The 21,582-nt window shown below is 67.3% G+C and carries 19 protein-coding genes, 1 tRNA gene and 1 other RNA gene; 2 read left to right on the top strand and 19 right to left on the bottom strand.

Annotation, left to right across the window (positions count from 1 at the left end; translation table 11 throughout):
• The first annotated feature begins 64 nt into the window (after nucleotides 1–64).
• Both VGK32_20000 and VGK32_20005 read left to right on the top strand, forming a co-directional pair.
• Nucleotides 65–1,819: an ABC transporter ATP-binding protein gene (locus VGK32_20000; GenBank protein HEY3384054.1), complete on the top strand. Its 1,755-nt coding sequence runs from the start codon at nucleotides 65–67 to the stop codon at nucleotides 1,817–1,819.
• Between the two features lie 101 nt (nucleotides 1,820–1,920).
• Nucleotides 1,921–3,702 carry an ABC transporter ATP-binding protein gene (locus VGK32_20005; protein HEY3384055.1) on the top strand — a complete coding sequence of 594 codons (1,782 nt, stop codon included), beginning with the start codon at nucleotides 1,921–1,923 and terminating at the stop codon, nucleotides 3,700–3,702.
• Here the strand turns inward: VGK32_20005 and VGK32_20010 are convergent.
• The 19 genes from VGK32_20010 to VGK32_20100 form a co-directional block, all read right to left on the bottom strand.
• The gene (locus VGK32_20010; GenBank protein HEY3384056.1) at nucleotides 3,699–4,268 is read right to left on the bottom strand and encodes a 3D domain-containing protein; all 570 of its coding nucleotides are present in this window, start codon (nucleotides 4,266–4,268) and stop codon (nucleotides 3,699–3,701) included. The genes VGK32_20005 and VGK32_20010 overlap by 4 nt on opposite strands.
• A complete protein-coding gene (locus VGK32_20015; GenBank protein ID HEY3384057.1) occupies nucleotides 4,268–4,777 on the bottom strand; it encodes a DUF2062 domain-containing protein in 510 nt (169 codons plus the stop codon). Before VGK32_20015 ends, VGK32_20010 begins: the two co-directional genes overlap by 1 nt.
• Entirely contained in the window at nucleotides 4,774–5,880 is a 1,107-nt protein-coding gene (gene thiL / locus VGK32_20020) for a thiamine-phosphate kinase (GenBank protein ID HEY3384058.1), read from the bottom strand. The genes VGK32_20015 and thiL overlap by 4 nt, the downstream gene beginning before the upstream one ends.
• 10 nt (nucleotides 5,881–5,890) lie before the next feature.
• Entirely contained in the window at nucleotides 5,891–7,465 is a 1,575-nt protein-coding gene (gene rny, locus VGK32_20025) for a ribonuclease Y (protein ID HEY3384059.1), read from the bottom strand.
• A 104-nt stretch (nucleotides 7,466–7,569) separates the two neighbouring features.
• A non-coding RNA gene (gene ssrS, locus VGK32_20030) (6S RNA) lies at nucleotides 7,570–7,754 on the bottom strand.
• A gap of 112 nt (nucleotides 7,755–7,866) precedes the next feature.
• A complete protein-coding gene (locus VGK32_20035) occupies nucleotides 7,867–8,343 on the bottom strand; it encodes a hypothetical protein (protein HEY3384060.1) in 477 nt (158 codons plus the stop codon).
• Between the two features lie 177 nt (nucleotides 8,344–8,520).
• The gene (locus VGK32_20040; protein ID HEY3384061.1) at nucleotides 8,521–10,941 is read right to left on the bottom strand and encodes a C10 family peptidase; all 2,421 of its coding nucleotides are present in this window, start codon (nucleotides 10,939–10,941) and stop codon (nucleotides 8,521–8,523) included.
• A gap of 146 nt (nucleotides 10,942–11,087) precedes the next feature.
• Entirely contained in the window at nucleotides 11,088–11,393 is a 306-nt protein-coding gene (locus VGK32_20045; protein HEY3384062.1) for a cell division protein ZapA, read from the bottom strand.
• Nucleotides 11,394–11,450: 57 nt separating this feature from the next.
• Nucleotides 11,451–11,726 (bottom strand): cell division protein ZapB, encoded by a 276-nt coding sequence (gene zapB, locus VGK32_20050; GenBank protein ID HEY3384063.1) that lies wholly within the window; start codon nucleotides 11,724–11,726, stop codon nucleotides 11,451–11,453.
• A 72-nt stretch (nucleotides 11,727–11,798) separates the two neighbouring features.
• Nucleotides 11,799–13,892, bottom strand: coding sequence for a phenylalanine--tRNA ligase subunit beta (pheT, locus tag VGK32_20055; GenBank protein ID HEY3384064.1), 2,094 nt, complete (start codon nucleotides 13,890–13,892; stop codon nucleotides 11,799–11,801).
• On the bottom strand, nucleotides 13,889–14,983 hold the full coding sequence (gene pheS / locus VGK32_20060; protein HEY3384065.1) for a phenylalanine--tRNA ligase subunit alpha: 1,095 nt from the start codon (nucleotides 14,981–14,983) through the stop codon (nucleotides 13,889–13,891). The genes pheT and pheS overlap by 4 nt, the downstream gene beginning before the upstream one ends.
• 118 nt (nucleotides 14,984–15,101) lie before the next feature.
• Nucleotides 15,102–15,473 (bottom strand): 50S ribosomal protein L20, encoded by a 372-nt coding sequence (gene rplT / locus VGK32_20065; protein HEY3384066.1) that lies wholly within the window; start codon nucleotides 15,471–15,473, stop codon nucleotides 15,102–15,104.
• A gap of 187 nt (nucleotides 15,474–15,660) precedes the next feature.
• Nucleotides 15,661–15,858, bottom strand: a complete 198-nt coding sequence (gene rpmI / locus VGK32_20070; GenBank protein HEY3384067.1) for a 50S ribosomal protein L35 — start codon at nucleotides 15,856–15,858, stop codon at nucleotides 15,661–15,663.
• A gap of 39 nt (nucleotides 15,859–15,897) precedes the next feature.
• Nucleotides 15,898–16,530: a translation initiation factor IF-3 gene (gene infC, locus VGK32_20075; protein ID HEY3384068.1), complete on the bottom strand. Its 633-nt coding sequence runs from the start codon at nucleotides 16,528–16,530 to the stop codon at nucleotides 15,898–15,900.
• Nucleotides 16,531–16,624: 94 nt separating this feature from the next.
• A complete protein-coding gene (gene thrS, locus VGK32_20080) occupies nucleotides 16,625–18,529 on the bottom strand; it encodes a threonine--tRNA ligase (GenBank protein HEY3384069.1) in 1,905 nt (634 codons plus the stop codon).
• A gap of 112 nt (nucleotides 18,530–18,641) precedes the next feature.
• Nucleotides 18,642–18,718 (bottom strand) — tRNA-Val (locus VGK32_20085).
• Between the two features lie 195 nt (nucleotides 18,719–18,913).
• Complete coding sequence (locus tag VGK32_20090) at nucleotides 18,914–19,186, bottom strand: HU family DNA-binding protein (GenBank protein HEY3384070.1); 273 nt, start codon at nucleotides 19,184–19,186, stop codon at nucleotides 18,914–18,916.
• Nucleotides 19,187–19,326: 140 nt separating this feature from the next.
• Entirely contained in the window at nucleotides 19,327–20,478 is a 1,152-nt protein-coding gene (locus VGK32_20095; GenBank protein HEY3384071.1) for a S41 family peptidase, read from the bottom strand.
• Nucleotides 20,479–20,529: 51 nt separating this feature from the next.
• Nucleotides 20,530–21,339 (bottom strand): peptidoglycan DD-metalloendopeptidase family protein, encoded by an 810-nt coding sequence (locus VGK32_20100; GenBank protein HEY3384072.1) that lies wholly within the window; start codon nucleotides 21,337–21,339, stop codon nucleotides 20,530–20,532.
• Nucleotides 21,340–21,582: the final 243 nt, after the last annotated feature.

Raw genomic sequence — 21,582 nt, forward strand, 5'->3', positions numbered from 1 at the left:
TTATGCGAGAAACGAGAATTGGAACATGAGGAATGGAGGTTGGGCGGTGTGATACGTTTATGAGATGCTTCCGGCAGTCCGACGCCTCCTGCCCTATCTCCTGCGCTACCGGCGTCAGTTCCTGCTCGGTCTCGCCTTGGTCGGCGTCACGACCGGTGTCTCGCTCGTGACGCCCTGGGTGCTCAAGCTCGCGATCGACGATCTCTACCGCGGCGTCACCCGAGGCAAGCTCGGTTACTACTCGCTGCTGCTGCTCTCGATTGCGGTGACCGGCGCGACGTTCCGCTTCCTGATGCGCCGCATCATCATCGGGGTGTCGCGCAACATCGAGTACGACCTCCGCAACGACTTCTTCGCGACCCTCCAACGGTTTCCGCTGCTGTACTTCCAGTCGCGGCGCACGGGCGACCTGATGTCGCGGGCGACCAACGACCTCAATGCGGTCCGGATGACGGTCGGCCCGGCGATCATGTACTCGGCGAACACGGCCATCCTGTTCGTCATCGCCATCGTGATGATGCTCTCCCTCGACGCGCGCCTGACGCTGGTCGCGCTGATCCCGCTGCCGTTCGTGTCCATTGCGGTCCGCTATTTCGGTGCGGCGATCCACCGGCGGTTCGAGCGCATCCAGGCACAGCTCTCGGACCTCAGCGCCGTCACGCAGGAGGCGCTCTCCGGCGTGCGCGTGGTCCGGGCGTACGGCCAGGAGCGTGCGGAGATGGAACGCTTCGGCCAGGCGAACCGCGAGTACCTCGAGCGCAACCGGCGGCTCGTCCGGCTCCAGGGGTTCTTCTATCCGACGATGTCGCTGTTCCTCGGCCTGGGATCCCTGCTGGTGCTGTGGCTGGGGAGCCGGGAGGTCATCCTCGGCCGCATCACGATCGGCGAGTTCGTCGCGTTCAACGCGTACCTCGTGATGCTGTCGTGGCCGATGATCGCGTTCGGCTGGGTCACCAACATGGTGCAGCGCGGGATGGCCTCATGGAAGCGGATGCTGGAGGTCTTCGACACCGAGGCGGCGATCGGCGATCCGCCCGAGGACCGCCGTGTGGTGCTGTCGGAGGTGAAAGGCGCCATCGAGTTCCGCGACCTGACGTTCCGCTACGGGGACCGGCCGGTCCTCGAACACGTCTCGCTGCTCATCGAGCCGGGCCAGACGGTCGCACTGGTTGGTCCGACCGGCTCTGGAAAGTCGACGTTGATCAGCCTGCTGCCCCGGCTGTTCGATCCGCCGCCGGGCACGGTGTTCATCGACGGCGTCGATGTCCGAGACCTGTCGCTGGCGCAGCTTCGCGGAGTGATCGGCTTCGTGCCCCAGGAGGCCTTCCTGTTCTCCGAGTCGGTGGCCGACAACATCGCGTTTGGCGTGGCGGGTTCCGGCGGGGCCGACCGCGACCGCGTCGCGTGGGCGGCCGGCGTCGCGCGCCTCGACACGGACCGGACGGAATTCCCGCACGGGATCGACACGATGGTGGGCGAGCGGGGCATCACGTTGTCGGGCGGCCAGAAGCAGCGCGCGGCGATCGCGCGCGCCGTGATGACCGACCCGCGCATCCTGGTGCTCGACGATGCGCTGTCGGCGGTGGACACGTACACCGAGGAGGAAATCCTCGCGAGACTCCGTGGCGTGATGCGGCAGCGCACCTCAATCCTCGTCTCACACCGGATCTCGACCGTGCGGGATGCCGATCTGATTCTCGTGCTCGAGCAGGGCCGCATCATCGAACGCGGGCACCACGACGATCTCGTGCGACGCGACGGATTCTACGCGGAGTTGTACCGGAAGCAGTTGCTCGAAGAGGAACTGGCGGCATCGTGAGGCGGACGGCAGGGCGGCTTGCCCCGAGCGAGCGGAGCGAGTTGAGGGGACGGGTGGCGAGGGGACCGAGCGCCCAGCGCCCAGAGACCAGAGTCGAGTGCATGTCCATCCAGGAAGAGGAAGTTCTCGGCAAGTCCTATGACGCCCGGCTGATGCGGCGGCTGCTGGGATACCTGCGTCCTTATCGGCCGCAGGTGGCGGGCGCGCTGGCGGCCATCATCGGGGGCGCCGCGCTCCAACTCGGGCAGCCCTACCTGTTGAAGGTCGCGATCGACCGGTACATTGCGCAACACGACCTGGCCGGTCTGAACCTGATCGCGGTCGGCTTCCTGGGCATCCTCGTCGGCTCGTTCGTGCTGGAGTACATCCAGACGTACGTCCTGCAGTACGTCGGACAGCGGATCATGTACGACATGCGAATGCAGATCTACGGGCACCTGCAGCGCGTGGACGTCCAGTACTACGACCGCAACCCGGTCGGCCGGCTCATGACTCGGGTGACGACCGACGTGGACGTGCTGAACGACCTGTTCGCGTCCGGCGTCATCACCGTATTCGGCGACGTGTTCGCACTGGCCGGGATCATGGGCGCCCTGCTGGTCATGAACTGGCGGCTCGCGCTCGTGACCTTCTCCGTTCTCCCGATCATCGTCTTCATCACGCAGTGGTTCCGCCGCAACGTCCGGGAGTCGTACCGGACGGTGCGGACGTGGATCGCGAAGATCAACGCCTTCCTGCAGGAGAACATCAGCGGGATGTCGACGGTGCAGCTCTTCCGCCGCGAGGCCGAGAACTTCCGCCGCTTCGACGCGATCGACCGGGGCCACCGCGACGCCAACATCGAATCGGTCTTCTACTACGCCGTCTTCTATCCGGCCATCGAGGTGACGAGCTCGATCGCGATTGCGCTCATCATCTGGTACGGCGGCGGGCTCGTGATCGCGAGTGCGTTGACGCTGGGCTCGCTGGTGGCCTTCATTCAGTACTCGCAGCGGTTCTTCCGCCCGATCAGCGACATCTCGGAGAAGTTCAACCTGCTCCAGTCGGCGATGGCCTCGTCCGAGCGGATCTTCAAGCTGCTCGACACGGAGGTGAAGATCCGGGATGGAGAGGTTCAGGCCGCCGGGCGTGCCCCGGTGGGCCACCTCGTCTTCGACCACGTCTGGTTCGCCTACAACGGCGAGGAGTACGTCCTGCGCGACGTGTCGTTCGAGGTGCGGCCGGGACAGCGCGTCGGCGTGGTGGGGGCGACCGGGGCCGGCAAGTCCACGCTCATCAACCTGCTCATGCGGTTCTACGACGTGAGCCGTGGCCGCATCCTGATCGACGGCGTGGACATCCGGGAGATGCGAATCGCCGATGTCCGGTCGCGGTTCGGTCTCGTGCTCCAGGACGTTCAGTTGTTCTCGGGCACCATCGCCAGCAACATCAGGCTGGGTTCGGCCGACATCTCCGACGACGACGTGCGGCGCGCGGCGGCGGCGGTGCACGCGGACGCATTCATCGATCGGCTGCCCGCCGGGCTGTCGAGCCCGGTGGGCGAGCGCGGGGCGAGCCTGTCGGTCGGCCAGAAGCAACTGCTGTCGTTCGCCCGCGCCCTCGCATTCAACCCGCGCGTGCTGATTCTCGACGAGGCGACGTCGAGCGTCGATACCGAGACCGAGCTCCTGATCCGGGACGCCCTGACGGTCCTCATGGCGGGCCGGACGACAATCGCCGTCGCCCACCGGCTCTCCACCATCCAGGACATGGACGCCATCCTGGTGTTCCACAAGGGCGAACTCCGCGAGGCGGGTGCCCATCAGCAACTTCTGGCCACGCGCGGCATCTACTACCGCCTGTATCAGCTGCGGTACAAAGACCAGGAAGCGCGGGTCGGCTAGCGCTGGGGGAACTGCGGCAGGTCGGTCGATGGCGACGGCCGGCGGGAGGCCGGCGCAGCCTGTTTCGCCTTCGACTTGTCGCGCCAGGGTAGCAGCGTGTCGAGCAGGCTCGGGCCCGATGCCGACGGGTTCCAACCCAGACGCAGGACGAACACCTGGACCGCGCGGCGGCCGAATCGCGTGGCCTCGCTGCAGTTGCGCGTGTAGATGTCGAGTGTCCGGCCGCGGACGACAGGCCCGGTGTCCATGATGGTGTAGATGCCGTCGTACGGGGCGCCAAGCTTCGAGATCTGGATGATCGAACCGGTCGGCAGGACGTCAGGGTCGGCGGCCGCGATGCCAGTGCGCGGGGCCAGGCCCGACGCCGTCACGTCCCCGGTGCAGTAGGCGCTGGCGGTGAAACGCAGGCGGGTGCCCGGCCCGGGGTCGGCCTTGTCTTCCCGAAGCAGCGCCTGCCGGGCCGCGTACTTCGAGTCGAGGATCGTCGCCTGGTAGACCAGGACGAATCCGCCCGCCGCGAACAGCGTGACCACCAGCTTGCGCCAGAGGGAATGGGAGATGCGCATCAGTGCTTCGTCCTGAGCCGTGCCTCCTGCATGTGCTTGTACCGCGCCTCGATGAACCCGCGAGTCAGCCAGTACGCGACGATGGACAGGAGCGCCGCGCCGAGGAGCGATCCGACGAAGTACGGCCAGAACAGCGGGCGCATCTGGTGCGCCAGCTGGCTCCAGAAATCCGCCTGGAACAACGACAGCTCGAACAGGTGGCGAACGCCGTCGCCAAACCCCTCCGGCAGCTTCGTGCCCAGCAGCCACGCCCCCGCGGCGGTTGTCACCGCGTACCACGCGGCGATGATCCACGGCAGGTTCGAGTACACGCCAATCAGGACCGCCACGCGGTTCAGGTTGAAGACGAACGCCACGCCGAGCGCCAGGACCGTGTGCAGCCCCAGGAACGGTGAGAACCCGAAGAACACGCCGACGGCGAAGGCCGCCGCCGTGCGCCGCGGCGTATCGTGTATGTGCAGCAGCGCCTCGGTCCACTTGCGGAGGAGGGCGCGCGTGATGGCAATCATCGAAAGTGTGCGAACCCTTGGGGTAGTGGAAGCGCTCCGCCGTCTCGCCGCAGCAGCACGTCTCGCCCCGTCGTCACCATGCCGATATGGGTGCAGGGCACGTCGCCGGCCAGCTTCATCACCGCCGCGAGTGCCCGCCGGCGCCTGGGCGGGACGGTGAAGAGCAACTCGTAGTCTTCGCCGCCAGACACCGCCGCATCGATGGGATCCACGCTCCCGTGCTCGACGAACCAGCGGCGAGCCGCGTCCGGTATGGGAAGCGGGCCGCCGTCGATCGTCATGCCGACGCCGCTGGCGCCCGCGACCTGGTGCACCGCATCGGCCAGTCCGTCACTGAGATCCATGCACGACGAGGCGACGCGATTGCGCGCGAGCAGCAATCCCAGCCGAACCCGCGGCTCCGGGGTCAGGAACCGCGCCTCGCATGCCGCGAGGTCTCCGTTCGGGACCACCGACCGCTCGCCCCCCGGCGAGGCCCGATGGCGGCACGCCAGAAAGCCGGCATAGGCCGTCCCAACGGTACCGCTGACGTACACGCGCTCGCCAGCCCTGGCGCCGCCACGGCGCATGACGCGCCGCGGCTTGATCGATCCGAACGCCGTCACGTCGATGACGAGCGGGCCCGGAGAACGCGCGATGTTCCCGCCGATCAACACCACGTCGTACCGCGCCGCGAGCGCGAGCCAGCCATCGAGGATCGCGTCCAGATCCGCGACGGGGAAATCGCCAGGCAGCACGAGCGACAGGACGGCGGCCCGCGGCTCGGCACCCATCGCGGCCAGATCGCTGAGGTTGGCCGCAAGGGCCTTGTGGCCGATCGCGGCGGGCGGGACGTATCGGCGGTCGAAGTGGACGCCCTCCACCAGCGAGTCGGTGGTGACGACCTCTGCGCGGTTCCGCGCCGGCTCGATCACCGCGGCATCGTCGCCGATGCCGACCGACACCCAAGGCGGCGTCCCGGGCAACCTGGCCCGGATCCGCTCGATCATCGCACGCTCGCCGACCTCGGCCACGGTCGCGGTCGAGGTGCCGTTCGGATACATCCGAACAGCATACCTCAGGTTGTGCAGGGCCAGGCCTGAAACCGACGGTCTGGCGGGCACCAGGCCGCTCCTACTTGGCGTACTCGACGGCCCGTGTCTCGCGAATCACCGTGACCTTGATCTGCCCCGGGTACTCCAGCTCGCTCTCGATTCGGCGGGCGATGTCCTTCGAGAGCCACACCGCCTCTTCGTCGCTGATCTTCTCGCTCTCGACCAGGATGCGGATCTCGCGCCCCGCCTGGAGCGCGAAGGCTTTCGAGACGCCTTTGAACGAGTCGGCGATTCCCTCGAGCTTCTCGAGCCGCTTCACGTAGGACTCGAGGATGTCGCGCCGCGCGCCCGGCCGCGCCGCGGAGATGGCGTCGGCCGCCTGCACGAGCATGGCCTCGATTGACGGCCAGTCGATGTCCATGTGGTGCGCGGCGACGATCTGCGTGACGGCTTCCGACTCGCCGTGCTTCCGCAGGAAGTCGACGCCGATCTCCAGATGCGTGCCCTGCAGCTCGCGGTCGATGGCCTTGCCGATGTCGTGAAGGAACGCCGCGCGGACCGTGAGGTGCGAATCGAGGCCGAGTTCCCTCGCCATCAGGCCGGCGAGATACGCCACTTCCTTGCAGTGGTTCAGGACGTTCTGACCATAGCTCGTCCTGAACCTGAGCCGGCCCATCAGGCTGTGGACCTCCGGGTCGAGGTCGTGCAGGCCCAGCTCGAACGCGGCCGCTTCGCCTTCTTTGCGAACCGTCTCCTCGAGCTCTGCGCGGACCTTCTCCACCACTTCCTCGATGCGCGCCGGGTGGATGCGGCCGTCCGAGATGAGCCGCTCGATTGCCTGCTTGGCGATCTCCCGCCGGTAGGGATCGAAGCCCGACAGGATGATGGCGCCCGGCGTATCGTCGACGATCAGGTCGACGCCCGTCGCAATCTCGAGTGCCCGGATGTTGCGACCCTCGCGGCCGATGATCCGTCCCTTCAGGTCGTCGCTGGGCAGGTCGACCACCGACACCGTGGTCTCGATCGCGTGGTCGGGCGCGCTGCGCTGGATCGCTTCGGTCACGAGCTGTTTGGCGCGTGCCGCGGCGGTCTCGCGCGCTTCCGATTCGAGGCGCTTGACGAGGTTGGCCCCATCGCGCCGGGCGTCCGATTCGATCTGCTTGAGCAGCAGTTCCTTGGCCTCGTCGGTCGTCAGCCGCGCGACCCGCTGGAGTTCCTGCTGCTGATCGGCCACGAGCTGCTCGTAGCGCGACGCGCTGGCGGCGGTTGCCCGCTCCCGGTCGCGGATTGCCTGCTCACGGGTCCGCAGGTCCTTCTCGTGCTGCTCGGCGGCCGCGAGCCGCTCGGTGAGCTTCTCCTCCTTCTTCGTCAGGACCTGCTCGAGCCGCGCCGCCTGCTGGCGGCGATCCTCGCTCAGGCGATCCGTCTCCATGACGATCTGGTGGGCCTTCTCCTTCGCTTCGAACAGCGCTTCCTTCTTGCGGTTCTCGGCCTCGCGCTCCGCCTCGCGCAGCAGCGTCCGGGCCTGTTCCTCGGCTCGGCCGATCGTTTCAGCGGCGATCCGTTTACGGGAGGCGGCCCAGTAGAGGAAGACACCAACGGCCGTCAGGGCGGCCGCAAGGGACAGGATCAGATATACGTACTCAGCGGGCATGCCGCGTCCTTTTCACTACCCCTCAGTCGGGATACCGCGGGGTTCGGCAGAGGAGCGGGGGCCCGCGGCCCCCGCGTTCAACGGAGATGAGGAGAGGACGGAAGAAAATCCCCGCTTTGCCGTGTGGGGAGGTCGCATGAACCTGCATGAAGCAGGTGGAACCGCTTTTTCGATCGCGCGTCAGGCTTCCTCGCGCGGAGGCATGCACACGGCGCGACCTTGCAGCTCGCTTAGTGGTACTGTTGGCTCAAGCGAGCCTCCAGAACCATCACGCACAAAGCAGGGAACCCAAATTCTGCGACGATCTTAGACCGCCGCCCCGCGACGGTCAAGGCGAAACCCCGGTGCCGCAGACCCGTCCGATTCCTCATCCAACCCGTCTGTTCAGTCCCTCAGGCGCGTCACGCGCCGGGAATCGGTGGCGGCATCGGTGGCAGCGGCGCCAGGTCCGTGCCCACCAGTGCCTTCAGCTGCGACATCTTTACCAGGAACAGGATCATGAACACGAGCGAGGCCAGGCACGACAGCATGCCAATCACCGGGATCAATCCGCACACCATCGTAATCGCCCAACCCAGCCCAACCGCGTAGCCACAGTCGCCCACGTCCGTCCGTTGTTGTGCCGCGAAGTACTCCTTGAACGACTCCGACAGCTTGATGACCACGAAGAAGACCCAGACGAAGTTCAGCAGCGGAACCAGCAAGAGAAAGATCGAGCCGGGTGCCAGTTTCCGGTACTGCGCCGGCAGACGCGACGCCGCTTGGTACAACTGGTAACAGACGAAGAGCCCGATCGCGAGGCCGACCGCCAAGACGACCAAGAACACGAGCACTCCGGCGCCACAGCCGATGAGGGCCGGAAGATCGGGTCTGTCCATCGGGGACGTCTCCTTTCAGAGAAGCTGGGGAAGATGAGCGGGCCGCGCGCCACCGCGCCGATCCCCGCCGGCCGAATCATACTCTGCCGTTCCGCAGAGTGACAAGAAACCGTGACGGTCAGGCGAGGTGCGTTTTCGATACGGAACGGGTCGACCCCGTCTCCGCCCTTTCGGCCGTCACCACAAGGATTTCAGGGCCGTCCTCAGTTCCGCGATCTGCGTGGCCGCAATGACCGTGTGGCTGCCGACGATGGTCGGGTCCGTGTAGGTGGGAGGCCTCTGGACCGCGGCGGAGAAGACCTCGTCAAGCGCGGCGCGGAGCTCCGTCAGGTGCGCGGCCTTCACACTCGTCACTCCCGGCGTCAGCAACGGGTCCGTCCAGGCCACCGCCGCCAGGCCGTAGCGGACCCTGAGCATGTCGATCGCGTCCCGCAATTCCCGCACATGGACTGCCTTGACCGTCGTCCCCGCCGCGAGAGGATCGTCGGTCAGCAGCAGTGTCGCGGGCTGGATGACGAGCGTATCGACCCACGCCGTGTCACTTCCGTGAGAGACCGCCGTATCTTTCGTATATTGCCAGCGCACGACATGGGACCCGGCGGGCACGGAGATCTGGACCCTGGCCCAGTCCACTTCGCCACTGATTCCCGCCGCCGCCCCGCCCTGCTCGATGCCGTCGACGCGCAGCGAGAGGATGTCGAAGCCGGCCTCCGACGACACCTTCCAGTAGAAGCTGACCCACGCCGGGCCGACGACCGTCGTCTCGAACGCGCTGAACTGGCTGTCCAGGATGCGCCCGGCCTTGGCCGCCGAGCCTCCGGTGCGCCAGAGTCCGTCCTGGCCGTGCCACGGCTGCGAGCCGGCGGTCGCGAACGTGCGCGTCGGCTGGTCCACCGCGTCCGCCAGCGGGATATCGGGCCCCGGCTCGAACCTCGCCGTACACGAGCGATCGGCACCGAGCGTCACGGTGCCGGCGACTCCACAGTCGCCGCCCCATCCGTAGAAGCGAGAACCGGCGTCAGGGTCGGCAATCAGCGTTGCCGTGGCGCCCTGCGCGAAGAGCGCGGCACAGCCGGCGCCGCAGTTGATGCCGTCGCTGCTGCTCGAGATGCGGCCGGAGCCCGATCCGGATTTCGACACGGTCAGGCGCGTCCGCGTGGGATCCGGTTCGATGCCCGTATAGATCCGCTGGGTCGATGCGACCCAGTTGTAGGTCGCGGTCCAGTTGTTGTCGACGTCGTACCAGCCCTTGTATCCGCCGATGGTGGTACCGGCCTCGAATGCCGCTCCCCATCCGAGGTTCACGTGGACATACTCGGGCGTGCCGGTCTGGTACCCGTCGAGGACGACCGAGTGGCCATTGACGCCGTCGGTCATCGCCATCAGGACCGGCCGTGGTGGTGCGGCGTCGAGTTCCTGCTGGATGCGGGTGAAGAACTCGCCGGCGCCCAGCCCCACGACATTCACGCAGCCCTGTGTCGGGTCGGTGGTCCGGCAGAACGGGCCGGTCGTCGGTTTGTAGCCGAAATGGGCGGGCAGCACGCTGGCCGCGGCGTCGGACGTGTAGGCACTCGACGAGCTGCAGCCGAACTGCATTTCGACGCCGACCGCGACATCGGCGATCAGTCGTGCGGTCGCTTCCACTTCGGCGGCCGTGCTCGACCCGGTCAGCGCGCCCGGCATCTGCGTCCAGTCGTAGGTGTGATCGAACGACGCCGTCAGTGTCTGGCTGAGCGTCTGGCCCGTCCAGACGTACGAATGGCCGCCCACGCCAGTCGAGCGCGCGCCCCGCTCCAGCCAGTACCGCATCAACTGCGCGGCCGCAACGGCCACGCATCCGGCCTGCGTGTGGGTGCAGGCTCCGTCGGCGGGCGTGTAGTTGTTGTAGGAGGCTCCCTGCGCCCATGACGTGGTCAGCAACGGGCCGACGAAGGCCGGGGCCGCCTCCGGTGGCCCCGCGGCCTGGGCGCCGGGGGGCTGCGACGTGGTTGATGCCGCCTGCGTGGCGCCAACGCTCGCTTCGCCGCCCACCTTCCGAGCCGGCCGTCCCGGGATCGGCGTGAACGCGGAACCAGGGACGGCAAACCGGTTCCAGGCCCCCGGGATGCGGCCCTCGATCCATTCCCTGGGCCGCTCACCGACCGGGCGCGTGCGTCTCAGTTCACGGAGCGCCGCGTAGATGCTCCGTATCTCGGGCACGATCCACGATTCGACCGCGTTCGGTTCGGTGGCACGCGCGGCCTCGAACGTCGAGGTGTCCGAATAGAGCAGCACGGGGCTGAACTCATCGTCTGCCGCAACCAGGACGTGGCCGCTGGGACGAATGGCCACGTTGTATGCGAGACGGTCGGCGCCGGACTCGACGATCTCGATGCGCCCGACCACGGGGTTGGTGGCGCCGCCCCACGATCCGAAGGTGGCAACGTGTTGGCGAATCGTGTTCTCGGCGACGAGGCGCGCGGCGCGCGTGGTGACCGGCAGTGCACCCACCGGTGTCGCGGACGCGAGGATCCAGACCACTCCAAGCAACAGGAGCAGCACTGGTTGCGGCCGGCGTGCGACGGCGCCGCGGGACGGGCGCGGGTCAGAACGGGTCATGCGGCACTACACGTCTGGACGTCCGGCGCTCGGCGACAGTCCGGAGCGCCCACAGCCGAGCCAGCAACTGCTGTGGAGGCCGCATCTAGAGTAACAGGGTCCGGATGGGGACTCAACGATAGGACAGGTGCTGGAGGTGCCAGGGACTACAGTCGAGGGCCCTGCCCGAGCGTCTCGTCGATGAGCCGTTCGAGACGGTCCAGACGGTCACGGAGCAGTTCCCCGGCTCCGGTATCATCGCTCGAGGCGTGGAAGCACTCGTCGGCGATATTGAGCGCCGCGATGACGACGAGGCGGACGGTGTCGGTGGTGGGCGTAATGTCGGCGGCGGAGCGAATCTTCTCGTCCACGTACGAGGCAAGCCGCGCCACGTACGCTTCATCGAGCGTGCTGCGAATCGGGTACTGCTGGCCCAGGATCTCGACCGAGACGACGCGCGCACTCTGGTTCACGGGACCTCTTGGCAAGGCAGGAGCCTTGCCCTACCGCGTCCTGGCTCCTAGCTCCCCTTAGACGTCGAGCGCCTCGAGTTGTTCGAGGATGTCCGCGACACGCGAACGGACCTGGTCGCGCTCCTGGCGCAGCACGGTCATCTCGGCCGTGGCGCTCTCGGCCTCGACCAGGCGCGCGCGCACGTCGTCCAGTTCGCCGGTCAGCCGGCGGTTCTCTTCGACCTGGTGCGAGTGCTCGGCGCGAAGCTTGCCGATCTCGACGACCAGCAGCCTCACCTTCTGCTCCAGGCGGTCGAGCGTTTCCAGATCAGCGGGGGTCGTCGTCTTCGCCACAGCGGAACCTCACTAGGAACGACACGCAAGCTGCCTATCTTGGGCCGGCACGGAGGCCCGCCACTCAATCGCCTATCTCTGCACCGCGCCGTGATGGCGGGAGAGCGAGTCGACGATCAGTTCCATCGCCTGCTGCACTTCGGAGTCGGTCAGCGTGCGATCGGGCGAGCGGAACGTCAAGCGCAACGACAGGCTGTAGTGTCCGTCGGGAATTCCCTTGCCCCTGTAGCGGTCGAACTCGCGCACGCGCACGAGCGTCGCGGGGGCGGCGCTACGAATGGTCGCGCGAACCTGCTCGGAACGCAACCCCCCGTCCACGACGATCGAGATGTCACGCACGATTGACGGGAAGCGGGGAAGCGGCTCCGCCTGGATGTCAGCCGACGGGACCAGCCGATCGATGGCGTCGAGGTCGAGTTCGGCCACGTAGATCTCGTCGCCGACGGGCAGGTCGCGAGCCGCGGCCTCCGCCGGGAGCAGTTGACCGACCACGCCGATCGCCACGTCGCCCACAAACACCGAGGCCGTCCGCCCGGGCGCGAGGTACGACCGCGTCGCCACAAAGAACTCCAGCCGGAGGCGGAGCGCCTCGCCGATCCGTTCGATCACACCCTTCGCGTCGAAGAAATCCACGTTGCGCTGACCGCCGGTCCAGTGCTCGGGCACGGCCGCGCCGGTCCAGGCGAACGCCACACGAGGCTGCTCGCCCGCCGCGCGCGAGAAGCACGACCCAATCTCGAAGAGCGCGACGTCACGGCACTCGCGCCGCCGGTTGTGGGCCACCGCATCGACGAGGCCGGGCAGCAGCGACGGACGGAGCACGGCCATCTTCTCGGACAGCGGGTAGGCGAGGGCGACCTGGTCCACGGGCGGGACGCCCGCGCCACTCGGCCCTGCCGAAAACTGCTGTGCCGCAGAATCTTCGATGAAGCTGTAGCCGATCGCCTCTGAGAAGCCGGCGGCCGTCAGTACGTGCCGGAGCAGCGTCTTCTGCGCAAGGCGCGGTTCCGGACGAGGCGGCATCGCGCGCAGCGCCGGGAACGTCGTGGGCACCAGGTCATAGCCGTGATGGCGCGCGACTTCTTCGATCAGGTCGGCTTCGCGCGCGATATCGACGCGCATCGTCGGCACCGTCAGACGCCAGCCGTCCCCGGTGCGTTCGATGCCGAAACCGAGACCGCCGAAGATCTCGACCACCTCGCCGTCCGCCACCGTCGTGCCGAGCAGACGCGCGATGCGATCGCGGCGCAGGCTCACCTGGATCGGACCGCGCGGAGCCGGGTAGCAGTCGAGCACGGTGCTCACGACGCGGCCCGCGCCAATCCGCTCGAGCAACGCGCAGGCGCGTTCGAGCGCCGCCACGGGTGCGTTGATGTCGGTGCCGCGTTCGAACCGTGAGGAGGCCTCGGATTTCAACCCCAGACGCTTGCTCGTCCGCCGCACGGACGCGGGTTTGAAGTACGCGCTTTCGAATGCGACCAGGCGCGTGCCCGACCACACCTCCGAGGCGGCGCCGCCCATCACGCCGGCGACGGCCTGGGGCGACACGGCGTCGGCGATCACCAGCATGCCGGCCTCGAGCGCACGAGCCTCGCCGTCCAGCGTCCGGATCCGCTCGCCGGCGCGGGCGGGGCGGGCGCGCAGTTGCCGCCCCTGGAGGCGCTCGAGGTCGAACGCGTGGAGGGGGTGGCCCACCTCGAGGAGAACGTAGTTGGTGACGTCCACGACGTTGTTGATCGGGCGGACGCCGGCGGCATCGAGACGACGTGCCAGCCAGTCGGGCGAAGGTTCGATCTTCACCTCGGCAATCGCTGCCGCATATCGCGGGCACAGGTCGGCATCCTCGATGGTGACGTCGAAGCCCTCGACCGCGACGTGTGCCGATGATGGAGCTGGAACCGGACGCGCGGTGCTGATCGGACGGCCCTGCGGATCCCACGGCAGGTGCAGTTGCAGGCGACACGCGGTCGCCGCCTCTCGCGCCAGGCCGATCACGCTGAGGCAGTCGGGACGGTTGGCGGTGATCTCGAAGTCGATCACCGCGTCCTGGTCCAGGGCCTCCACCGACGCCACCTCGAAGCCGCGCATCGACAGCAGCGAGGCCAGCTCGGCGGCCGGCAGGGGAACGTCGACGAACTCACGGAGCCACGAAGTCAGGATTCTCAAAAGGAAAACTGCTCCAGGAAACGCTGGTCGCTCTCGTAGAACAACCGGATGTCATCCACGCCGTACTTGAGCATCGCGACACGCTCGATCCCGGTCCCGAAGGCGAACCCGGTGTAGCGCTCGGGATCGTAGCCCACCGCCTCGAACACCGCCGGGTGCACCATGCCGCTGCCGAGGATTTCCAGCCAGCCCGTCCGCTTGCACACCGGGCAGCCCGACCCCGCGCAGAACACGCAGCCGATGAACATCTCGGCGCTCGGCTCCGTGTAGGGGAAGAAGGACGGGCGGAACATCACCTTGGTTTCGGGGGCGAAGATCTCGCGCACGAATGCGGTGAGCGTGCCCTTCAGGTCGGCGAACGTCACGTCCTCGCCGACCATCAGTCCTTCGAACTGATGGAACATCGGCGTGTGCGTGAGATCGGGATTGTCACGGCGGTACACCTTGCCGATGGCGACGATCCGCACCGGGGGCTCGTGGGCCTCCATGTAGCGGACCTGCATGGCCGACGTGTGCGTGCGCAGGAGCACCGCGGCGCGATCTGGCGGCGCGGGGCGCGTGCTGACACGCATGCCGGGCGATCCGAGGCCGCGCTGCGGCACCGGGTCGGCCAGGAAGAACGTGTCCTGCATGTCGCGAGCCGGATGCTCGGGCGGCATGTTGAGGGCTTCGAAGGTGTGGTAGTCGTCCTCGATCTCCGGTCCCTCGAGCACTTCGTAGCCCATGCGTCCGAAGATGGCTTCGACCTGGTTGCGCACGAGCGTGAGGGGATGGAGGTGGCCGAGCGGCGTCTTGCGGCCAGGCAGCGAGACGTCCACGCTGCCCGCGATCGGGCGGCCGGCCTCGAGCGCCGCGCGCTGCCCGTCGAGGCGCGCTTCGACCTCGACCTTGAACTGGTTGGCGAGCTTGCCGAGGACCGGGCGTTCGGCCGGGGAGGCGCCGGCGACGGCCTTCATCAGCGAGGCAATGACGCCGCCCTTCCGCCCGAGGTACTGATCGCGTACCGCGCGCAAGGCCTGGTCTGTCACCGCCGCAGCAAGCGCGGCCTGGAACTCCGCCCGGAGGCGTTCGATCTCGGCAGCGTCGGGCATCGGAACCTGCTGGAGTAGAGCAGTGGGTAGTTGTTCGTCAACGGACGGTGACTGCACCGTGAGGGCGCGAAGGCGGGTCAGAAGACCCGCCCCATCTCGTCGTGGAACCCGGCGCCCCCTACACGGCGGCCGGTGTGGCGAGCGCCTGCTTCGCCTGACCCGCGATCTTCGCAAAGGCGGCGGGTTCCTTGACGGCCATGTCGGCCAGGACCTTCCGGTCGAGCGCGATGCCCGCCAGCTTGAGGCCGCGGATCAGCTGGCCGTAGGTGATGTCCTGCTGGCGTGCAGCCGCGTTGATCCGCACGATCCACAGGCGGCGGAACTCCCGCTTCTTGTCCCGGCGACCGACGAACGCGTACTTCAACGCGGTGTCGACCGCCTCCTTGGCGGAACGATACAGCTTGCTCTTCCTGGCGTAGTAGCCCTTGGCCAGGCCGAGCAGCTTCTTTCGCTTCGCGCGCCGCACGGTTCCGCGTTTGACTCGAGGCATGGTCGATCGTCCTTTCATCGCGGGACTGAAGTCCCGCGCTCAATCACTGTCTCACGGGCGGGACGCCCGTGCCACTCTGTCTGCCGTCTCACGGGCGGGACGCCCGTGCCACTCTGTCCGCCGTCCGGGCGAAATGCCCGTGCCGGTCGCTCCGCTTGCCGGGTCCGCCGCCTGACCGCCCTCCCGCCTATTTGTACGGCAGCATCCGCTTGATCTTCGCGGCGTCGGCGTCGGACACCACGACGCTGCCGGAGAGGTGCCGCTTCTCCTTGGTGGTCTTGCTCGACAGCAGATGGCGCTTGAACGCCTGGGCGCGCGTGAACTTCCCGGTACCCGTCTTCTTGAAGCGCTTGGCAGCGCCCCGATGCGTCTTCAGTTTCGGCATGTCAGTCTCTCGATTCCCGAACCGTGATCGACTTGGCTGTTACGAACCGCTCTGCTCGGGCGCGGCCGGAGGCGCCTGCGAGGCCGCGGGCTTCGGTGCCGGCGGTCTGCTGCCCGGTTTGTGGGTGAGGATGGTGTGCATCGTGTTGCCTTCCATCCGGGGGAAGGATTCCGGCACCGCCACCTCGGCTAACTCCTGGATCAAACGCTCGAGGATCCGCCGGCCGATATCCGGGTGCGCAATCTCGCGGCCGCGGAAGAAGATTGTCGCCTTCACCTTGTCGCCGTCGGCCAGGAACCGCTCGATGTGGCTCTTCTTGAACTGGTAGTCGTGTTCATCCACCTTCGGGCGGAACTTGATCTCCTTGACCTCGATGACCTTCTGGTGTTTCCGCGCTTCGCGCGCCCGCTTCTGCTCCTGGTACTGGTACTTGCCGAAGTCCATGATTCGGCACACCGGGGGTTGCGCCATGGGCGCAACTTCCACCAGGTCGAGGGCCTTCTGCCGGGCTATCGCCAGCGCCTGCTGCGGGGACATGATGCCCAGCTGCTGGCCGGCGTCATCAATGACTCGGACTTCCCGCACGCGGATGCGTTCGTTGATCCGGGTGCGGTCGTCACGACGTGGTGCGGAGCGATCGAAAGCGATATGGACCTCCTCTGCGTACCGAATGCAAACTACACGGTGAGGACTGGAGAATGCTCCGTGGAATTGATTCTACATTTTCCGTCCTGCATTCTGCATTTTGCATTCAGGCTCCCGCCTGTCAGTGTCCCTTCCGCGCGATCTCGTCCCGTGCCGCGGCGATGAATTCGTCCACCGCACGCGACCCCTGGTCGCCGCCGGCCCGGCTGCGCACCGACACGGTTCCCTGCTCGGCCTCGCGATCGCCGACGACGAGCATGTAGGGGACTTTCTGCAATTGCGCTTCCCGGATCTTGTACCCGATCTTCTCCTGCCGATCGTCGAGTTCCACGAAGAGCCCGGCGGCCGCCAACTGGTCGCGCACCGACGCCGCATACATCAGGTGGCGATCCGCAATCGGCAGCACGATGGCCTGCACCGGCGCGAACCACAACGGCAGCGCGCCGGCGTAGTGCTCGAGCAGCAGGGCAATGAACCGCTCCACGCTCCCGAAGATGGCCCGGTGCACGACGACGGGGGTGTGCTCGGTGTTGTCCGCCCCGACGTAGGTCAGCTTGAAGCGCTGCGGCAACTGGTAGTCCAGCTGGATCGTCGCGCACTGCCACTTGCGGCCGATCGCATCGGTGACGGCGAAGTCGATCTTCGGCCCGTAGAACGCGCCGTCGCCTTCGTTCACCGCGTAGGGCTGTCCCGCGTGTTCGAGCGCCTGCTTGAGCTCGGCCTCGGCATGATCCCACGCCGCCTTCTCGCCGAGGTACTGCTCGGGCCGCGTCGAGAGCTTCATCTCGGGCGACAGGCCGAAATCGCCGTACACGCGCTGAATCAACCGGAGCAGCCGCTCCACTTCCTCCGCGATCTGGTGCTCGGTGATGAAGATGTGCGCGTCGTCCATGATGAACTCGCGCACGCGGGTCAGGCCTGAGAGCACGCCCGACGCTTCGTACCGATGCAGCACGCTCTGGTCGTGGATGCGATAGGGCAAGTCGCGGTAGCTGCGCATCTCGCTGCCGAACACGAGCATGTGCCCCGGGCAGTTCATCGGCTTCAGACCGTACGCCTGGTCCTCGGCCTCGAACAGGAACATGTTCTCGCGGTAGTGGTCCCAGTGGCCGGACATCTCCCACAGCGCCTTGTTGAAGACGAGCGGCGTCCGCATCTCCACGTAGCCTTCGGGCGCCAGCACCGCGCGCATGTAGTTCGTCAGCGTGTTCACCAGGCGGGTGCCCTTCGCGAGCCAGAACGGCTCGCCAGGCGCCCACGGGTGGAACATGAACAGCCCGAGCTCCTTGCCCAGCTTCCGATGGTCGCGCTTCTTGGCCTCCTCGAGGCGGTCGAGGTACGCCTTGAGGTCGGACTCGCTGAAGAACGCCGTGCCGTAGATGCGCTGCATCGGCTGGTTCTTCGCGTCGCCCTTCCAGTACGCATTCGACGCCGACAGCAGCTTGAACGCCTTGAGCCTGCCGGTGGACGGAACGTGCGGTCCGGTGCAGAAGTCGGTGAAGACGCCGTTGATGTCGTAGCAGGAGACGACCGGTCCGCCCTTCTCTTCGATGAGCTGCACTTTGAGCGGTTCGCCGCGCTCGTCGAACTGGCGCCTGGCCTCGTCTTTGGCCAGCATCCGGCGCTCGTAGGGAAGGTCCTGCTTCGCCAGGTCCTTCATCTTCGCTTCGATCGCCGCGAGATCCTCCGGCACGAACGGCCGGGAAACGACGAAGTCGTAGAAGAAGCCGTCGTCGGTCGACGGGCCGATGCCGCACTGGGCGCCAGGGAAGAGTGCCACCACCGCCGCCGCCATCAGGTGGGCGGTGCTGTGCCGGTACAGGTCGAGCGCTTCAGGGGCGTCGGGCGTCACGAGGCGCAGGGTGAGGTCGGCATCGATGGGGTGCGAGAGATCGACGACCTGGTCGTTGAGAACCGCAGCCAGGGCGGACTTCGCCACCCGCGGCGGGAGGCCGTCCATGAATGCCCGCACGGTCGTCCCCGCGGGGACGCTGCGAGTGGAACCGTCCGGCAACGTAACAGTCACGTGAGTCATCCGGGTGTTCAGAAGCCGAGGAAGGCGTCTTCAGCCATCAGAAAAACCAGCCACTCGCATCCAGGCTGACAGCCGATTGCTCCGGCGCAGAACGGAATCGAGGTGGTAGGCACGGGCGGACTCGAACCGCCGACCTCCTGCGTGTCAAGCAGGCGCTCTAACCATCTGAGCTACGCGCCTATGTCAAGAAAAGCCGGGACTTACAGAAGTAGTTAGTATAGCAATGGCTGGAAGGGTGAGTCAACGCGCGACAAGAAACGCAGGTCAGAGGCTCGTGCCACAAGGCAAACCTTGCAGCGTCGGCCCCCGCCAGCCAGGAGGCCCGCGCCACAAGGTTCTTGCAGTGCAAGCCTCTTGACTTGCGGCTGACGTCGTCTAGCGGATGGCTTCCTTCAACGCTTTGCCGGCGGTGAACCGCACGACGCGCCGCTTCGGGATCTTGATCGCCGCCCCGGTCTGCGGGTTCCGCGCCGTCCGCGCCTTCCGGACGGATGTCTTGAAAGTGCCGAACCCGACGAACGTGATCGGGTCGCCCTTCTTGAGCGAGCGAGTGATGCCATCGAGGGCCGATTCGAGTGCGGCCGCCGCGTGCGTCTTCGGAACGCCGGTGTCCTTCGCGATCTTGGCGATGAGTTCCTGCTTGTTCATGAAACCTCCTGGCGGCCTACTGGAGTAACACGTCGCGATACTGGTCGCAGTCGGGTGGGCGCCTCAGCGGTTATACGCGACCGATCGGAGGGTGTCAAGGGGGAACACCTCGAAACGGGAGATGGAAAGTGGACGTTGTGTCACTTGCGCAACGTCTCGAGTGCCTTCTGCAGGATCGGATCGCCCGGCGGCGGCGTCGCGCCAAACTCCACGTCGGGCACGTCGACGGCGATCGAGGGCGTCAGTCCCTTCTCGTGGATCTGCGCGCCGGCTGGTGTCAAGTACCAGCCGTTCGACACGAGCATCGCGCTGCCGTCGGGCAACCGCACGAACTTCTGGACGGCGGCGCGTCCCTGGGTGTGTTCACCAACGAGTTGCGCGCGCTTGTTGTCGGCCAGCGCTGCGGCGAACAGTTCCGACGCACCCGAGGTGCCGTCGTCGACCAGCACCACGGCGGGCAGCTTGACGACGCCGTCACCGGCCGCGGCCGCGACCTGCTGGCGCGCTGCGCCACGCATCTGCTTGACGCTGATCGTGCCGCTCGGCACGAACAGGCGCGCGATGGCGATCCCGGCATCGTACGCGCCAGTGGCCGTGTCGCGCACGTCGACGACCAGGCCCGTCGCGCCGTTGCGGGCCAACTCCGCCGCCTGGCTCGCCACGGCGGCGGCGGCGGTCGGACCGAACGCGCTGATGCGGATGATGCCGGCCTGGCCATCGAGGCGTGACGTCACCTCGGCGCCGCCGAGGGTCTCGCGCGTGACCTCGACGGCGTGCGGGTCGGCGGCGTTGCCGCGGATGACGAGCAACGTCACCTTCGTGCCGGGGGCGCCGCGCAGCAGGCGGCGTCCTTCGACCACCGACATCTCCCGCGTGGGCTTGTTGTTGATCGCCCGCAGGAAGTCGCCGGCATGCAGGCCGGCCCGGGCCGCTGGCGAGTTGTCGCGGGTCGCAATGATGCGCAGGTAGTAATTCCGCGTCAACTCGATGCCGGTCTCACCGGTGGCCGTCTTGTCGCCACTCTCGAACAGCTGTACTTCGTCCGGTGGCAGGTATGCACTGTCGGCATCGAGTCCCTCTGCCAGGCCCCGCATCGCACCGCGCATCACGCGGCTCAGATTCGCCTCTTCGACGTAATTGCTCGAGATGAGCGACAGGACGTCCTCGAAGATGCGGAGGTGCGGATAGGCGTCCTGTCGCGCCGACACTCGGCCAAGCATGCCGCCGACCACCACGAAGGCAAGGATCGGGGCCGACACGAACAGGACAATCAGTCGAGTGCGGACAGTCATTCTGGGCTCTGGGTTCTGGACGCTGGACTCCGGGTGGCAGGCTTCGGCCGCCTACCGCCGCTCCTTCAGCCATTGTAAGGGATCGACCGGTTTACCGTCGATTCGCAACTCGAAGTACACGGCCGGGGTGCCGGCAGGACCGGCGCCCGCGGTGCCGATGGGTTGGCCGGCGATCACGGTGGCGCCCTTCTGCACGCCGAGCGATCCGAGATAGCCGTAGAGGGAGAATGCCAGGTTGCCGTGATCGACGATGACGAGTTGGCCGAATCCGGTGAAGACGTCGGCAAAGGCCACGCGTCCCTCGTGGACGGCCCGCACGGGCGCGCCATCGGCGGAGGCAATCTCGATCCCGCTCTGGATCGTCGAGGTTCCGAAACGCGGGTTGCGATGTCGGCCGAAGCGGGAGGTCACCGCTCCCAGGGCGGGCCACTCGATCTCGCCGCGGAACGGACGGATCGGGAGCATCACTGGCTCGGCCGCCGACGCCGCGCCGACGGCGGCGACGGTCTGTTCGACCTTCTGCCGTGCGGACTCCAACTCGCCAACCATCTGGGCCGCCAGGTCGCGGCGGGCGTCGATCTCACGCACCATCTCGGCACGTGCCTCGGCCGCCTGGGTGGCGCGTGCCGCCGCGCGTGCCGCATCGGCCTGCAGTGCCTTCAGCCGCGCCGACTGTTCGTCGAGCGCCGTTCTGGCTTTCCCAAGCTCCGCGAGCGACGCCGCGAACTGCGCGACGCGTCGCTGGTCCATCGCCGCCAGGGCCGAGACCATGCGCGCCGCGCGGCCGGCGTCCTGTACGTTGTCGATGCCCAGCAGCACCCGGGCGTAGCCGGGGCGCCCGAGCTTGTAGACGTCGACCATGCGGGCGTCGAGACCAGGGCGTGCGGCGTCGATGGTCTGCTCGACGGTGCGGATCCGGACGGTCGCGTCCTGGATCTGCGCGGTGACGCGTGCGGCGTCGGCATCCAGCCTGCGGGCTTCCTCGACGCGCAGGTCGCGCTCGATCTCGAGCTTCCGCAGGTCGCCGAGCAGCGTGCGTTCCTGTCCGGCGAGCGCGTCGGCCTCACGCTGCAGGGCACGAATGCGATCGGCCGCCCGCGACGC

The sequence above is a fragment of the Vicinamibacterales bacterium genome, assembly GCA_036504215.1.
GTDB lineage: Bacteria > Acidobacteriota > Vicinamibacteria > Vicinamibacterales > Fen-181 > FEN-299.

Coding starts and splice junctions, on each gene's coding strand:
- rpmI (HEY3384067.1), bottom strand. CDS start 15,858: ATGCCGAAACTGAAGACGCATCGGGGCGCTGCCAAGCGCTTCAAGAAG.
- pheS (HEY3384065.1), bottom strand. CDS start 14,983: ATGCCCGACGCTGCCGAGATCGAACGCCTCCGGGCGGAGTTCCAGGCC.
- VGK32_20100 (HEY3384072.1), bottom strand. CDS start 21,339: ATGGTCGACGTCTACAAGCTCGGGCGCCCCGGCTACGCCCGGGTGCTG.
- VGK32_20000 (HEY3384054.1), top strand. CDS start 65: ATGCTTCCGGCAGTCCGACGCCTCCTGCCCTATCTCCTGCGCTACCGG.
- VGK32_20015 (HEY3384057.1), bottom strand. CDS start 4,777: ATGATTGCCATCACGCGCGCCCTCCTCCGCAAGTGGACCGAGGCGCTG.
- VGK32_20040 (HEY3384061.1), bottom strand. CDS start 10,941: ATGACCCGTTCTGACCCGCGCCCGTCCCGCGGCGCCGTCGCACGCCGG.
- VGK32_20090 (HEY3384070.1), bottom strand. CDS start 19,186: ATGAACAAGCAGGAACTCATCGCCAAGATCGCGAAGGACACCGGCGTT.
- VGK32_20095 (HEY3384071.1), bottom strand. CDS start 20,478: ATGACTGTCCGCACTCGACTGATTGTCCTGTTCGTGTCGGCCCCGATC.
- VGK32_20005 (HEY3384055.1), top strand. CDS start 1,921: ATGTCCATCCAGGAAGAGGAAGTTCTCGGCAAGTCCTATGACGCCCGG.
- rny (HEY3384059.1), bottom strand. CDS start 7,465: ATGCCCGCTGAGTACGTATATCTGATCCTGTCCCTTGCGGCCGCCCTG.
- rplT (HEY3384066.1), bottom strand. CDS start 15,473: ATGCCTCGAGTCAAACGCGGAACCGTGCGGCGCGCGAAGCGAAAGAAG.
- VGK32_20010 (HEY3384056.1), bottom strand. CDS start 4,268: ATGCGCATCTCCCATTCCCTCTGGCGCAAGCTGGTGGTCACGCTGTTC.
- VGK32_20035 (HEY3384060.1), bottom strand. CDS start 8,343: ATGGACAGACCCGATCTTCCGGCCCTCATCGGCTGTGGCGCCGGAGTG.